Annotated in this window: 10 protein-coding genes; 2 read left to right on the forward strand and 8 right to left on the reverse strand. The window is 73.2% G+C overall.

Annotation, left to right across the window (positions count from 1 at the left end; translation table 11 throughout):
* Positions 1–19 precede the first annotated feature (19 nt).
* The 7 genes from K4S16_RS11105 to K4S16_RS11135 all read right to left on the reverse strand — a co-directional run bounded on the left by K4S16_RS11105 (position 20) and on the right by K4S16_RS11135 (position 10908).
* Positions 20–1786: an ATP-binding protein gene (locus K4S16_RS11105; protein WP_149258740.1), complete on the reverse strand. Its 1767-nt coding sequence runs from the start codon at positions 1784–1786 to the stop codon at positions 20–22.
* A gap of 301 nt (positions 1787–2087) precedes the next feature.
* Positions 2088–2762, reverse strand: coding sequence for a response regulator transcription factor (locus tag K4S16_RS11110; protein WP_149258741.1), 675 nt, complete (start codon positions 2760–2762; stop codon positions 2088–2090).
* Positions 2753–4558 carry a histidine kinase gene (locus K4S16_RS11115; RefSeq protein ID WP_149258742.1) on the reverse strand — a complete coding sequence of 602 codons (1806 nt, stop codon included), beginning with the start codon at positions 4556–4558 and terminating at the stop codon, positions 2753–2755. The genes K4S16_RS11110 and K4S16_RS11115 overlap by 10 nt, the downstream gene beginning before the upstream one ends.
* 118 nt (positions 4559–4676) lie before the next feature.
* Positions 4677–5354: a GntR family transcriptional regulator gene (locus K4S16_RS11120; RefSeq protein WP_149258743.1), complete on the reverse strand. Its 678-nt coding sequence runs from the start codon at positions 5352–5354 to the stop codon at positions 4677–4679.
* Between the two features lie 163 nt (positions 5355–5517).
* Entirely contained in the window at positions 5518–6693 is a 1176-nt protein-coding gene (gene dinB, locus K4S16_RS11125; RefSeq protein WP_235036708.1) for a DNA polymerase IV, read from the reverse strand.
* A gap of 142 nt (positions 6694–6835) precedes the next feature.
* The gene (locus K4S16_RS11130; RefSeq protein WP_235036709.1) at positions 6836–9760 is read right to left on the reverse strand and encodes a glycoside hydrolase family 48 protein; all 2925 of its coding nucleotides are present in this window, start codon (positions 9758–9760) and stop codon (positions 6836–6838) included.
* Positions 9761–9870: 110 nt separating this feature from the next.
* On the reverse strand, positions 9871–10908 hold the full coding sequence (locus tag K4S16_RS11135; RefSeq protein ID WP_235036710.1) for a LacI family DNA-binding transcriptional regulator: 1038 nt from the start codon (positions 10906–10908) through the stop codon (positions 9871–9873).
* 295 nt (positions 10909–11203) lie between these two features.
* Here K4S16_RS11135 and K4S16_RS11140 point away from each other — a divergent pair, with 295 nt between their 5' ends.
* Together K4S16_RS11140 and K4S16_RS11145 are read left to right on the forward strand one after the other, a co-directional pair.
* A complete protein-coding gene (locus tag K4S16_RS11140; RefSeq protein ID WP_149258745.1) occupies positions 11204–12697 on the forward strand; it encodes a cellulase family glycosylhydrolase in 1494 nt (497 codons plus the stop codon).
* Between the two features lie 43 nt (positions 12698–12740).
* Positions 12741–14468, forward strand: a complete 1728-nt coding sequence (locus K4S16_RS11145) for a glycoside hydrolase family 6 protein (protein ID WP_149258746.1) — start codon at positions 12741–12743, stop codon at positions 14466–14468.
* A gap of 149 nt (positions 14469–14617) precedes the next feature.
* Here the strand turns inward: K4S16_RS11145 and K4S16_RS11150 are convergent, their stop codons facing one another.
* Positions 14618–15685: a lytic polysaccharide monooxygenase gene (locus tag K4S16_RS11150; protein ID WP_149258747.1), complete on the reverse strand. Its 1068-nt coding sequence runs from the start codon at positions 15683–15685 to the stop codon at positions 14618–14620.
* Positions 15686–15724 lie beyond the last annotated feature (39 nt).

Genomic DNA, 15724 nt, shown 5'->3' on the forward strand with positions numbered 1-15724 from the left:
CCGCGGGCGCCGGCAGGGCTCACGGGGTCTCGGTGGACGGGAGGACGATGCGGACGGTGGTGCCCTCGCCGGGCGGGCTCTGGACGGTGACCCGGCCGCGCAGGGCGCCGACGCGGTCGGTGAGGCCCGCCAGGCCTCCGCGCGGGCGCGGGGCGGCACCGCCGACGCCGTCGTCGCGGACCTCGGCGGCGATCCCGTCCGGTCCCGGGCGGACGGTCAGGTGGATCGCGTCGGCGCGGGCGTGCTTGACGGCGTTGGCGAGGGCCTCGCAGAGCGCGAAGTAGAGGGTCGACTCGACCTCCGGGGGGAACCGGCCGGCGGGCAGGTCGAGGCGGACGGGCAGGGGCGTGCGGGCCGCGACCAGCTCCATCGCCGGCCCCAGCCCGGCGTCGGCGAGGATGGCCGGGTGCATGCCGCGGGCCAAGGCCTCCAGTTCGGCGACCGCCTCGGCCAGCTCCCGGCGGCAGGTGCGGGCCTGCTCCCGGGCCCGCGGGTCGGCCGCCGCGTCCTCCAGCCGGGCGAGCATCTCCTCCAGCGCGTGCAGCCGCTGCTGGGCGCTGTGCTTCAGGTCGGCGGCGAGCCGCTCGCGCTCGGCCGCCTGGACGCGCACCAGGCGCTCGCGCGCCTCGCGCGCCCGTTCCAGGTTGGCCTGCGCGGCGGCCTGCAACCGGACGGTCTCCAGCGCGCGGCCGCCCGCGACCAGCGCCGCGTCGACGAGCGCCCCGTGGTCGCGGAGCGCGGCGGCGAGGTCGACGGTGGCGAGTGGCTCGCCGCCGGACGTGCGGACCTCGTGCCGCCAGCGGCCCTCCGCGCCTCCGGGCGCGTCGCGCATGCGGCGGCCGTCCACGTCGACGTAGCCGCCGTCGGCCCACATCCACAGGTCGAGGGCGTCGTCGCCCAGGACGGTGCGGAGCGCGTCGCGGACGCGCGGCACCGAGAGGGGGGCGACGAGCAGCCGCTGCATCCGCTCGGCGACGGTCAGCTCGGCCAGCCGGGCGCGCAGCGCGGTACCGAGGAACGCGAGCGGCAGCACCGTGGCGAAGACGCCCTGGAAGAGGTAGACCTCCAGTACCTCCGCCAGGTCCACGTCCCTGCCGACGAGACTGTGCTGGACCGCGAGAGCGCCGGTGACTCCGAACGTCACGGCGACCGCGACGGGGACGGCGAGCGCGCGGTCCAGCCGCCCCGCGCGCGGCAGGCGGGCCGTCAGGATCAACACCAGGGCGCCCGCCAGCACCGTCATCGCGGCGGTCATCCCGCGCTGGACGTCGTGGAACACCGCGTGCTCGGGACGCAGCGCCGGCCACGCCGCCGACGCCGCGAACCCGTTCCACGCCGGCCGGGAGACGGCGCACAGCAGCGCCTGGCCGCCGAACATGATCAGGGCGGCGGCGCCGGTCCACAGCCGCGCGGCGGCGCCGTCCAGCCGCCCGGCCGGGTACAGCAGGACGCCGACGCCGATCGCGACGAAGAACGCCGACTGGGCGAACACCGACACCAGCGGGGCCGCGCCGGTGTTCCAGGCCGCCGCCCAGGTGACGGCCCACGCCGCGGCGGCGGCGACGAACGCCGCGCCGGTGCGGTCGGCCGTCCGCCCCGCCGCGAACAGCCCGCCCGCGACGGCGAACCCGCCGCAGCACAGGAGGGTGACCGCGGCGGCGGCGGGCTGGGCGCGCCAGTGCGGCCAGCCGCAGGCCAGCGCCGCGACCGCGACCGCCCCGCCCGCGGCGAGGGCGCGGCGGACCCGCGCGCCGAGCCACGGCGGCCACCGGGGGACGGGCCTCACCGCGATCCTTCCGTGTCGTCCCGGGAAACCACCGTCCCGGACGGGGGTTTTCCCGGATGTGCGCGCGGGGCGGCACCGGGAGCATGGGCACGTGGCGGGACGGCCGCGTCGAGGACCCGTGCACGGGCCCGCGGCGTCTCGCGGTGGCGTGCGGGGGCCACCACCGGGGTCACCTGACGCGACCGGACTCGCACGGACAGTATCCCCACCGCCGCCGCGTAAACGCGAGGGTCCGTTATTCGATCGATGCGCGGGACGCGGGCGCACGCGAGTGACGCGGGCCGGGTGTGTCCGGTACCGGTCAGCGGGTCTCGGCGGCGCGCAGCCAGGTCAGGACGGCGAGCACCCGCTTGTTGCTGTCCTGGGGGCCGGGCGGCCCGCCGGGCGAGGTGATCTTGAGCTTGCCGAAGATGGCCCGCACGTGGTCCTCGACGGTGCGGGCGGACAGGTGCAGCCGCCTCCCGATGCCGGCGTTGGAGTGCCCCTCCGCCATCAGCGCCAGGACCTCCCGCTCGCGCCCCGACAGCCGGGCCAGCTCCTGCTCGCGGTGCCGCGCCTCGACCAGCCTGGTCACCACGTCGGGGTCGATGACGACCTCGCCGCCGACGACGCGCTCCAGCGCCGAACGCAGGTTCTCCACGTCCGTGACGTGGTCCTTCAGCAGGTACCCGACGCCGCGCGGCCTGCCGCGGAACAGCTCCATCGCCTGCGGGGTCTCGTTGAAGGCGGACAGGACGAGGACGCCGAGGCCGGGGTGGCGCTCCAGCAGCCGGCGCGCCGCGACGACGCCCTCGTTGGTGAAGGTCGGCGGCATGTGCAGGTCGAGGATCGCGGCGTCGGGCGGGTCGTCGGCGACGCGGGCCAGCAGCTCCTCGCCGGACCCGGCGGACGCCACGACCTCGATCCCGACCGTGGTGAGCAGGGTGACCAGGGCCTGCCGGAAGATCCCGCTGTCCTCCGCCACGGCTACTCGCATGGGAGGTCCATCCTTACCGTCATGCCCGCGCGGGGGCCGCCGCCGACTTCCACCTCACCGCGCAGGGCCCTGATCCGGCCGGACGTACCGGCCAGTGCGGCGGCGGGATCGGCGGAGCCGGCGCCGTCGAGTCCGACCTCGGCGACGACGCGTCCGTCCTCCTCGCCGACCCGCACGAGGATCCGGGTCGCACGGGCGAGGTCGACAGCGTACGACAGCGTCTCGCAAAGCGCGGTGTAAAGCGTGGACTCGACCTCTCGGGAGAACCGCCGCGGCGTGACGTCGAGCGCCACCCGGGTGCCGAGCCGCTCGGCGACGACCTCCAGCGCCGGGCCGAGGCCGTCCTGGACGAGCAGCGCCGGCTGCACCTCGCGCGCGAGCGTGCGCAACTCGGCGAGGGCCTGCTTCAGCTCGGCGCGGCACGTGCGGGCGTGCTCCTTCACCGCCGGGTCGCCGGTGACGGCCTCCAGCGTGCCGAGCATCGCGCCGAGCGCCAGCAGCCGCTGCTGCGCGCCGTCGTGCAGGTCGCGGGCGAGGCGTTCGCGCTCGGCGGCCTCGGCCCGGACGAGGCGCCGGTAGGCGGCCCTGACCTGCTCCAGGCCCGCCTGCACGCCGGCCTGCAGCCGCGCGGTCTCCAGTGCCCGGCCGCCCGCGACGAGCGCGGCCTCCACGAGGGAGCCGTGGTCGCGGAGCGCGCCGCCGAGCTCGACGACCGCGAGCGGCTCCCCGGCGGCGCCCCGCACCCGGTGCCGCCAGCGCCCTCCGTCGCCCGCCGGACCGCCGTCCTCCAAGCGCTCCGCGCCGTCGGCCTCCGGGTCCAGGTCGACGGGACGCCCCGCGGTGTCGACGTAGGTCTGCTCCGTCGGCGCCCAGAACCACAGCTCCAGCGTCGGGTCGTGCAGGACGTCGCGCAGCGCGTCGCGGACCCGTTCGACCGACACCGGGGCGGTCAGCCGGAGCATCCGCCCCGCGACGGCCAGCTCGGCGATGCGCAGCCGCAGCCCCGAGGCCAGCAGGGTCAGCGGGACCAGGACGACGATCGCGCCCTGGACCACGTAGACGTGCAGCAGGTCGTCCAGCGGGATCGACGGCTCCATGGTGGGCTTCTGGGTGAGCGCCGCCGAGACGCCGACGAACCCGATCGCGACGGTGACGGGCAGCGCGAGCAGGCGCCGCATCCGCCCCATCCGCGGCAGCCGCAGCGCGAGGACGACGAGGAACGCGAGGGCGAGGAAGAGGTACAGCCCGGCGGAGACCCGCAGCACGGTCTCGAAGGTCTCCAGGTCGGGGTAGAGGGCGGGCCACCAGACCGACTCGCCCCGGAACGCGGCCCATTCCGGCTCGGACGTGACCCACATCGCCGTGGGGCAGCCCCACAGGATCACGCACGCCATGGCGGTCCAGATCCGGTCGGCCAGGTACTCCAGCCGCCCGCCCGGGTAGAGCAGGACGCCGACGGCGAGCGCGAGGTAGAAGTCGGCCTGCGCGTAGGGCGACATGATGGGCCCGAAGGTCGCGTCCCAGCTCGCGGCCCAGTTGACCGCCCAGAACACCGACGCGGCCGCGAACAGCAGCCCGGTGCGGCGGGTGCGCGGCCCGGTCGCGAGCAGCACGCCCACCACGGCGATGGCGGCGCAGCTCACCAGCGTGATCGCGGCGGCCGCCGGATGGTCCCGCCAGTAGGGCCAGCCCGCGAGGAGCGCCAGCCCCGCGACCGCCGCCCCGGCGACGAGCGCGCGCCTCGTCTCCGTCCCGAACCACGGCGGCGACCTGCGCCTGCGTGGCGCGGAAATCACCACGACCATCCTTTCCATGCTGGTGCCTCGGTCCGCATCCTGCCACCGCGAACCCACGGGGCGCCGGTCCGTGCTTTCCCGGACCCGGCACGGCCGCGCGCCGCGCGCCGGCCCCCGGTCACTCGTGCGGCGCGGCGTGCGCGCCTTGGAGGGTGACGGCGGCGTTCCTGTGGGCGCGGGCGACGCGCTCGGTCTCGGCCGGGTCGCCGCCTTCGACGATGAGGTCCAGGATGTGGCCGTGCTCGACGACGGAGCGGCGGGCGCGGCCGGGGAGGCAACCGAAGGACGAGCGGCGCATGTGGTCCAGCCGCGTCCACTCGGCCTCCAGCAGGGAGCGCAGGTGCGGGTCCGGGCAGTGCTCGTAGATCGAGAAGTGGAACTCGCGGTTGAGCGCGGTGAACGCCGCCGGGTCGAACTGCTCCAGCGCCTCGGCCATCCTGTCGTTGATCTCGCGGGAGGCGGCGACGTGCCCGGCCGTCATGCGCGGCGCGGAGATCGCGGTGGCGTAGCCCTCCAGCCGGGCGAGGACCTGCAGCGTGTGCTCGACCTGCTCGGCGTCGAAGACCGCGACGCGGGCGCCGACGTTGCGCACCACCTCCACCAGCCCGTCGGACTGGAGCCGGCGGAGCGCCTCGCGCAGCGGGATCGTGCTGACCCCGGCCTCCTGGGCGAGCTGGTTGATGACCAGCCGGTATCCGGGAACGTAGATGCCTTCGAGGATGCGCGACCGCAGCAGCCCGTAGCAGAACTCGACCTTGCTCTCCCTGGTCCGGTCCTGCTTCTTCGCGGCAGCCAACCCGGTCCTCCTCGTCCTCGGGCCGCGCTCCCGGACGCGCCCGCCGGCCCGGTCGCCGCGACCCGCCCGTCCGCCCCGCCGCAGGCGCGCGGGCCGTCCGGGTTCCTCGTGTCGGCTCATCATTGTCCCCGACGGCCAAGACCGGAAAGACCTTCACGTTCGTTCAGTCGGGCGGCAGCGGCGCCGCGATGCCCTGGTCGCGGCCGAGCAGCACGCCGCGGGTGATGGCGGACGAGCCGAACCGGTCCCGGACGCCGTCGACCGCCTCGTCCACCGCCCTCGCCTGGTCGAACGGCAGCACGAGCTGGACGGCGCGGTCGTCGTGCAGGTTGCCGAGCGAGAGGCCGATCAGCGTCAGGCCGCGGTCCTCGATCATCGGCGTGGCGGCGGCGAGCAGGCCCCGCGCCGCCGCCAGGACCATGGGCGTCTCGGCGGTCGCCTGGGCCAGCGTGTGCGAGCGCGTGACCCGGGCGAAGTCGCCGAACCGCAGCCGGAGGGTGACCGTCCGGCAGACGCGGCGGGCCTTGCGCAGCCGTCCGCCGAGCCGGTCGACGAGCCCGACGAGCAGCACGTCCAGCTCAGCCGCCGTGCGCCGGCGCCGCCCGAGCGCCCGCTGCGCCCCGATCGACCGGCGCCGCACGCCCGTCCGCACCGGGCGGGGGTCGCGGTTGTGCGCCAGCGCGTACAGGTGGCGGCCCGCTCCCGGGCCGAGCATCGAGGCCAGCGTGGACTCCGGCATGTCGGCCACGTCCCCGACCGTCCGCACGCCGAACCCGGCGAGCTTGGCGGCGGTCGCGGGCCCGACGCCCCACAGCCGCCGCACCGGCAGCGGGCGCAGGAACTCCAGCTCGCCGTCCGGCGGCACCACCAGCAGCCCGTCGGGCTTGGCGACGCCGCTGGCGACCTTGGCGAGGAACTTGGTGCGCGCGACCCCCACCGTGATCGGCAGGCCGACCTCCTCGGCGATCTCGCGGCGGAGCCGGACCGCGACGTCCACCGCCGGGCGGCGCAGCCCGTCGGCATCGAGGAACGCCTCGTCGATCGACAGGCCCTCCACCAGCGGCGTCGTGGCCCGGAACACCGCGAAGACCGCCTTGCTCGCCGCGGTGTAGGCGCTCATGCGCGGCGGGACGACGACGGCCCGCGGGCACAGCCGGCGCGCCTGGCCGCCGCTCATCGCCGTCCGCACGCCGCAGGCCTTGGCCTCGTAGCTCGCCGCCAGCACCACGCCCGTTCCGACGATCACCGGCCGCCCCCGCAGCGCGGGGTCGTCGCGCTGCTCGACCGACGCGTAGAACGCGTCCAGGTCGGCATGCAGGATCGTCGCGCCACCGGACACGAACATATGTTCGCATGCCCGCCCGCCGGCACGCGATACGGGGTGGGCGGGAGATCCGGCCGTCGCTCCTGGTGGCGGGCCCTTTGGACGGGCAGAGGGCCCGTCGCGGCAAGCGTCGCGACGGGCCCTCGTGCGATGGGTGTCACTCGTTGAAGAGGCGGCCGTAGTCGGCCATGGCCAGGGCTATGTCCGCCTGGGCCCAGAAGCGGTGGTAGGTGAACACCGGCACCGTGGAACTCTGGCCGCTGGCGTACGCCCACACGCGCGCGTAGTCGGGGTCGCTCTTGTAGAAGGAGCGGATGGACATGAACGTCGAACTGGAGTTGATCGGGTCGCCGTTCGGCATCTTGCCGCTCCAGCCGGAGGGGATGTAGACCGGGTCCGCGATGCGCTTGTAGTCGGACTTGCTCTCCTGGACGGAGACGCCCTTCGCGTCGGTGTGCTTCCAGATGGCGTCGAGCAGGTCCTTGGCGGTCTGCTTGGCGTCGGCGTCACCGGACTTTGCGGCGTAGTACGCCAGGGTCTTGGCGTACGCGGCGGCCACGCCGACGTCGTCGGTGTAGTCCTGCACCGAGACGTGCAGGCCGGTGTTCGCGGCCGGCATCCCGGTGGCCGACGACCAGTTCGCGTCGGGCTGCCCCGTCCACTTGAGGGTGGACGGGATCTTGATGCCGCCCGTGGACGGGTCGACCGTCGTCTGCGACAGCGCCCAGGAGACCCACTTGTCGAGGATCGCCTTGGCGGACGCGTCGCCGGTGACCTGGTAGTACTCGGCCACGCGCTCCATCGACCACGCCTGGAAGCCGAACCACTGGTTGCTCGGCGGGTCGTGGTAGACGGGCTGCCAGTCGTAGGCCATGCCGAAGAACTCGGTCAGGCCGGTCGGGGGCGTGCTGTAGCTGCCCTCCCAGCTGTTGGTGACGCCGCCGGCGATCGCGCCCTCGGCGGACTGCAGCCACTTGTAGAGCTGGAGCTGCCGGGTGAGGCTCTTGTCCCAGTCGGCCTTGGCCGTCGCGCCCTTCGGCGCGAGCGCTGCGTCGTTCACCAGGGCGTAGGCGGCCAGGGGGTTCTGGTAGCCGAAGTGCGAGGCGCCGTCGCCGATGCGCCACGACCATCCGGCGTTCGTGTCCGTGGCGCCGCCCCAGGCGTAGTACCAGGACAGCAGGTAGTGCTCGCTGTCCTTGCCCGACCCGGCGGGGCAGGACGTGGGCGAATGGCAGTCGCCGATCTTCTTGAAGTACTTGTCGAAGAACGAGTAGCGCAGGTAGTCGCCCATCTTTCCGGCCTTGGCCACGGTGGCCGAGACGTCACCGGAGTTGCCTTGCTCCTTGGCCCAGGCGTTCGCCCAGTACGCGGCCTGGATGGCGCGCGCGTCGGCGTCCGGCGCGTCGGTGAACTTCCACTGCTTGGCGTAGGAGGAGTCCTTGATGAACAGGTCGAGGTAGCCGTTGGTGCCGCCGAACGCGAACTTGTCGCACGTCGGCTGCGGGACGGTCTCGAACACCGACTCCTGCGCTCCGCGCTGGTAGGTGTTGATGTAGGAGGGGCCGTCCGCGCTCGGGCCGTTCTCGCAGCCGCCGCCGGGCGTGTTGCCGTACCCGTAGACGTTGTCCACGTCCTGCAGCCAGTGCATCCCGTAGATGTCGTCGGTGCCGTAGGCGGACTTCAGCTCGCTCGCGATCGGGTCCTGCCCGACCGGGACGCTCCCGTCGATCTGCGACGGGTAGTCGCTCACCTCGGGGTGCTCGGAGGCGTAGGTGGCGGGCTTGGAGGCGTTGTAGAAGGAGTTCGTCGGCTGGTCCGCGTGCGTCGGGATCATGTACTTCTCCATCAGCGCCCAGGAGGCGTTGAAGGGGGCCCAGTTCTGCGTGACCTTGCCGTACATGGCCTCCAGCCAGATGAGGTAGCTGTAGGCCTCGGACGTCGTCTCGTGCCCGTGGTCGGGGGCCTCGACCATGAACGTCTCGACCGAGTGGTACGGGATGCCCTCGGGGCTGAAGTAGCCGTTCGCCGGGTCCTTGATCTTGTTGTACTGGTCGAGGAACCGCTGGGTGTAGACGTCGCCGGAGGTCGCCACCTCGGTCGCGGTGACCTTGGCCGCCGTGTAGCCGGAGGCGGCGGAGGTGAACGTCGCCTGGCCCGTCCCGGAGGCGTCGGCGCTGATCGTCACGTTCTGGGCGGTGGACCAGTTCTGCGGCGTGAAGGTCAGCGTCCCGCCGCCGGTCACCGACAGGCCGGAGTTGCCCGCCGTCCGGGTCGTCGTCACGGTGACCGTGCCGGAGGGGGCTTCGGACAGCTTCACCGCGTAGGTGGCCTTCGCGCCCTGCGCGACGGTCAGCGCGGTGGGGCTCGCCACGACGCTCGCCGCGGCGGTCACCGTGACGCCCACCGGCGCGGACTCGGCCGTCCCGCCGTTGCTGTCGGTCACCTTGGCGTAGATCGAGTAGGAGCCGGCCGCGGTCGGGGTCCAGGTCAGGCCGTACGGCGCGGTGGTGTCGGCCGCGCCGAGCGACCCGTCCTGGTCGAAGAACTCGACCTTGGAGACGGTCGCGCCCGACCCGGCCGCCGCGGTGGCGGCGATCGGCACCGCGGCGCCCACCGAGTACGTCGCGCCGGCGGACGGGCTCGTCAGCGCCACCGTCGGGGCGGACGAGCTCTGGTTGCACGGGGTGCCGTTGAGGCTGAACGCGGTGGGGTCGGTGTTCGTCCCGCTGTAGGTGAACTGCGCGCCCACGTTCAGCGAGGCGCCGGACGCGAGCGTCCGGTTCCAGCTCTCGTTCTCGACGGTGACCTGCTGGCCCGACTGCGACCACTTCGCCGACCAGCCGTTCGACAGCTTCTGGTTCCCCGAGTAGGAGTACGTCAGCTTCCAGCCGTCTATAGCGTCGCCCTGGTTGGTGATGTCGATGCTGGCCGTGAACCCGTTGCCCCAGTCGTTCTTCTTGTAGACCACCTTGCACGATGCGGCGGCGGCGTGCGCCGGGGCCATGACGCCCAGGCCGCCGCAAAGCAGCGCCAGCGTCGCGCCCACGGCCGTGAACGCGCGCCATCGTTGACGTCTTCTCACCTGGTGTTCCTTCCTGTCGCGCCCGGTGCCCGGGCATGGCGTGCCGCACCACCGGCGGAGCGCGGAGGCGGCGGTGGCGTGGAGGACGGTGCGGCGTCAGCCCGGAGCCGTCAGCCGGACTCCCTGATGATCAACTTGGTGCGCAGCACGACGCCGCGCTCGGTGTTCGGCCTGCCGCCGGTGCAGGCGCGCAGCTCGCGCGCCAGGCGGGCGCCGAGGTCCTCGGCCGGCTGCCGGACGGTCGTCAGCCGGGGCCGGACCTGCTGGGCGACCGGAGCGTCGTCGAACCCGACGAGCGCCACGTCGTCCGGGACGCGGCGGCCCGCCCGGCGCAGCGCACTGAGCGCGCCGACCGCCATCTGGTCGGACGCGGCGAGCACCGCGTCGACGTCCGGCCGGCGTTCCAGTAAGCGGCGCATCGCCCGCTCGCCGGACAGCCGGCCGAAGTCGCCCTGGCAGACCAGCCCGTTGACGCCCATCCCGGCCTCGCGCGCCGCGATGCGGTAGCCGGCGAGCCGGTCGACGGCGGCGCCCATGTCGGCGGGTCCGGCGATGGTGCCGATCCGGCGGCGGCCCGAGGCGAGCAGGTGCCGGACGGCGGCGTGCGCGCCGCCCCGGTTGTCCACGTCGACGTACGGCAGCGCCACCTCGTCGAGGGGGCGGCCGGCGAGCACCACGGGAGCGCCGGCGGCGGCCTGCACGAGCGGGGCGACCTGGTCGCGGCGGGCGCCGACGAGGAGCACGCCCTCGGCCCGGCCGCCGCGCAGGTAGCCGGTGGTCGCCCGCCACTCCTCCGCCCGCCCGGCCATGAGGACGACGAGCGGGGCGCGGCCCCCGAGCTCGCGGCGCACACCCCAGAGCAGGCGCGCGAAGAACGGGTCGCCGAGGACGCGGCAGCCGTCCTCGCAGACGACGGCGGCGATGGTGCCGGAGGACTCCCGGTCGGGAGAGCCGCTCCGGCGCCGGACGTAGCCGAGCCGCTCGACCGCCTCCTCGACCTGGAGGCGGGCCGCCTTGCTGACCCGCGCCGAGCCGTTCAGCACGCGGGACGCCGTGGCCGGCGACACCCCGGCGAGCTGAGCGACGTGGGCGAGGGTTGGCGGGCGGTCGGGGAGGGCGGGGTCGTGCGGGGGGTGGATGACGGTCACGCTGATGGCACTCCCTTCGGGGGTTCCCGGCCTTTCGAGGGGGTGGACCGGGTCGGGGAGTAGTGGGAGCGCTCCCAAGAATCCGATCGGACGCCGATCGTGTCAAGAGGCGAGTGAAGAACGGATTACGGGCCGCCCGCACCCGCCCTTCACCGCGCACGCAAAGCGCCGTGAAACTTCGTGAAAGGAATGGAACAAGGCTTCCCCGCCGCGTCCGAGGCGTTCTACGTTCACCGCAGTCCAAGGAGTGGGAGCGCTCCCAAGGTACGACGTCCGACGTGAAGGCGGAGATCCCATGAGATCGCTTTCCCCCCGCACCGCCGCGGCGGCCGCGCTGGCCGGCGCGCTCTGCGCGGCGGGCTCGCTCGTCGCGGGCGCCGGGTCGGCGCTCGGCGCGGCGCCGGCCCGCGCCGCCGTCGCCTGCGAGGTCGGCTACACCGTCGACGACTGGGGCACCGGCTTCACCGCCGCCGTCACGATCACCAACCGGGGACCGGCGGTGGACGGCTGGACGCTGACGTACTCCTACACCGGGAACCAGCGCCTCACGAACGGCTGGAACGGCCGGTGGACGCAGTCGGGCGGGTCCGTCACGGTCGCCAACGAGAGCTGGAACGCGGCCATCGCGACGGGCGCGTCCGTCCAGGCCGGCGCGCAGTTCTCCTACAGCGGCGCGAACGCGGCGCCCACCGGCTTCGCGGTCAACGGAACGGCCTGCAACGGCGGCGGCGAGCCGACCACCGAGCCCCCCACCACTCCCCCGCCGGGCGGGCCCGCCCCCAAGCTGAAGGTCTCCGGGAACAGGTTCGTGGACGCCGGAGGGAACACGGTGCGCCTTCGCGGGGTGAACCGGTCCGGCGGCGAGTTCGCCTGCGTCCAGGGCAACGGGATCTGGGACGGCCCGATGGACGCCTCCTCCGTCGCCGCGATGAAGACCTGGAACGTCAACAGCGTCCGGGTGCCGCTCAACTCCGACTGCTGGCTCGGCCTGGACAACGTCGATCCCGCCTACCGCGGCACCGCCTACCAGAACGCCGTCGGGAATTACGTCGCGGTGCTCGAGGAGAACGGCATCACGCCCATCCTCGAACTGCACTGGAGCCGCGGGTCGTGGACCGGATATGACAGCCATTGCCAGACCGCCGCCGCGGAATGCCAGAAGCCCATGCCGGACGCCCAGTACGCGCCGGAATTCTGGAAGCAGCTGGCGGCCGCGTACAAGGGCGACACGGCCGTCGTGTTCGACCTGTTCAACGAGCCGTATCCGAACAACCTCCAGACCATGGACTACGCCCAGTCGTGGAAGTGCTGGCGCGACGGCGGCCCGGCCTGCACGGGCCTGACCTACGAGGCGGCCGGGATGCAGGACCTCCTCGACGCCGTCCGCTCCACCGGCGCGCAGAACGTCGTCATGGCCGCGGGCAGCAGCTACTCCAACGACCTCGGCCAGTGGCTCGCCCAGAAGCCGTCCGATCCCACCGGGAACCTGGCGGCCGCCTGGCACTCCTACAACTTCAACTACTGCAAGGACGCGTCCTGCTGGGACCAGCAGATCGCCCCCGTCGCCGCCCAGGTCCCGCTCGTCGCGGGCGAGATCGGCGAGAACACCTGCGGCCACTCCTACGTCGACACGCTGATGGCCTGGCTGGACGCGCACGGAGCCTCCTACCTCGGCTGGACGTGGAACACCTGGGACTGCTCCAGCGGCCCCTCGCTGATCAGCTCCTACGACGGCACCCCGACCGCGTACGGCGCCGGACTGCGCGACCACCTGCGGTCCGCTCCCTGACCCCACTGGCAGAACCCCACCCCCACCAGATGGAGGAATCCGAATGAAACACCCCTCCGCGCGCAGCGGCCGCGGCGCCAGGCGCGGCCTGGCGGCCGCCTCGGCGGCCGTCCTGCTCGCCTCAGGCACGGTCGCGCTGGCCCAGGCCCAGGCCAGCGCGGCCGCCGGCTGCAAGGTCGACTACACCACCAACGACTGGGGCAGCGGGTTCACCGCCTCCGTGACGGTCACCAACCTCGGCGACCCGATCACCAGCGGCTGGACGCTGGAGTGGGACTTCGCCGGCAACCAGCAGGTGACCTCGGGCTGGAACGGGACGTTCACGCAGTCCGGCAAGCACGTCACCGTGAAGAACCCGAGCTGGGCCCAGACGCTGGCGACCAACGCGTCCGTCAACCCCGGCTTCCAGGGCACCTACTCCGGCAGCAACCAGGCACCCGCGCAGTTCAAGCTGAACGGGACCGTCTGCGACGGGTCGACGGGCCCGACGGACCCGCCCACCGACCCGCCCACCGACCCGCCGCCGGGCGACCGCGTCGAGAACCCCTACGCCGGGGTGAAGGCGTACGTGAACCCCGACTGGTCGTCCAAGGCCGCGGCCGAGCCCGGCGGCAGCGCGGTCGCGAACCAGCCGACGGGGGTGTGGCTGGACCGGATCGCCGCGATCGAGGGCACGGGCGGCGCCATGGGCCTGCGCGCCCACCTCGACAAGGCCCTCGACCAGGGCGCCGGGGTGATCCAGCTCGTCATCTACGACCTGCCCGGACGCGACTGCTCCGCGCTGGCGTCCAACGGCGAGCTCGGACCGGACGACCTCGACAAGTACAAGTCGCAGTTCATCGACCCGATCGCGCAGATCCTCGGCGACGCCAAGTACGCCGGCCTGCGGATCGTCACGGTCGTGGAGATCGACTCGCTGCCGAACCTGATCACCAACGCGGGCAGCCGGCCGACCGCCACCGAGGAATGCAACGTGATGAAGGCCAACGGCAACTACGAGAAGGGCGTCGCCTACGCGCTGCAGAAGCTCGGCGCCATCTCCAACGTCTACAACTACCTCGACGTCGGCCACCACGGCTGGATCGGCTGGGACGACAACTTCGGCCCGACCGCCCAGCTACTCGCCACCGTCGCGCAGGCGTCCGGCTCGAAGAGCAACGTCGCCGGGTTCATCACCAACACCGCCAACTACGGCGCCCTCCAGGAGCCGTACTTCACCATCGACGACACCGTGAACGGCACGTCCGTCCGGCAGTCCAAGTGGGTCGACTGGAACCGCTACGTCGACGAGCTGTCCTACGCGCAGGCGTTCCGGCAGGAGCTCGTCAAGGACGGCTTCGACTCGGGCATCGGGATGCTGATCGACACGAGCCGCAACGGCTGGGGCGGCGCGAACCGCCCGACCGGCCCCGGCCCGAAGACCAGCGTGGACGCCTACGTGGACGGCAGCCGGACCGACCGGCGCATCCACCTCGGCAACTGGTGCAACCAGGCCGGCGCGGGACTCGGCGAGCGTCCCAAGGCGGCCCCGGCCGCCGGCATCGACGCCTACGTGTGGATGAAGCCCCCCGGCGAGTCGGACGGCGCCAGCAAGGAGATCCCGAACGACGAGGGCAAGGGCTTCGACCGGATGTGCGACCCCACGTACACCGGCAACCCGCGCAACAACAACAACATGAGCGGCGCGCTGCCTGACGCCCCGCTGTCCGGGCACTGGTTCTCCGCCCAGTTCCAGGAGCTGCTCAAGAACGCCAACCCGCCCGTCCAGTAACCGCCACCAGGGAAACGGCCCCGTGACACGCTCCTGTCACGGGGCCTCTCCTTGTCCGGAGGGCGGTTCCCTCTCTTGGCGCGTCCCATGAATGGAAGCGGCCCGCGGCGCCCCCTGTCCGGCGCCGCGGGCCACGTTCCGCTCGGGCCTCAGGAGGTCATGCAGTGCGGTTCCAGTGCGGTAGGCGAGGTCGGCGCCTTCACCGTGAACCCGAACGTGGTCGACGCGCCCACGGCGAGAGAGCCGTTGTAGGCCGCGTTCTTGACCGTGACGTCGGGGCCGGACTGCGTGAAGCTTCCGTTCCACAGGCTGTCGACCGTCTCGCCGTTGGCGAAGGTGAAGTGGGCCATCCAGCCGGCGAGCGGGAGCGTGCCGGTGTTGGTGACCGTGATCTCTCCCTGGTAGCCGCCGTTCCAGCTGCCGGTGGAGCGGTAGCCGGCCTTGCAGACCTTGCCGGGGTCGCCCGGCGGGTCCGTGGGCGGGTCGGTCGGGCCGCCGCCGTCCTCGCCGACGCCGGTCACCTCGCCGTTGCCGCCGTCGAAGACCACGTCGGAGCAGCCGTAGAACGTCTCGTTGCTGTCCGAGCGCTGCCACACGGTGTAGAGGATGTGGCGCCCGCTCTTGCCGGACGGCAGCCTGGCGTTCCAGTGGTAGTAGGCGTCCTCGTTGCCGGGCGAGCCGACGCTCGGCGGGTCGGTGACGCTGTAGAACGGCTGGTCCTCCAGGTCGTCCCAGCTGAGGGGCCGGGTCGGGCTCCAGCTGTCCTTCGTGACGTAGGTGCGGAACGTTCCCGGATGGGCCGCCCACTTGTTGTACCGGAACTCGATCTCGCCCCCCGAGGTCAGGTGCGTGACCGGCCAGTCGTCGCGGGCGAGGTCGTAGCCGCTGAAGTCGTAGACGACCGCGCCGCCGCTGCACAGCTTCCCGTCCGGGATGAAGCCGCGGGTGCGGCCGGCTCCGTCCGAGCGCAGCACGGCGAACCAGTTGTAGAGCGAGTTGGGCCCGCTCTGCGCGACCGCCGCCGCGCAGGCCGGGTTGTGCGGGACGATCTGCCCGGTCGGGCTCAGGCCGTCCTTCCAGCACAGGTAGGTGCGGCTGCCGGGCACCATCATCGCGCCGTGCGCGGACGCCGGCGCGGCCGTCAGCAGCGCACCGGCGATCATCGCGGGGCCGAGCACCGCCCCCGCGGCCAGTGCCCTTCGTCGTCGCTTGCCCATGTTCCTCCCGTCACCGGGCCGAGGAGAGTGCTTTCCAGC

The sequence above is a fragment of the Actinomadura sp. K4S16 genome, from assembly GCF_008327685.1.
Classification (GTDB): Bacteria; Actinomycetota; Actinomycetes; order Streptosporangiales; family Streptosporangiaceae; genus Spirillospora.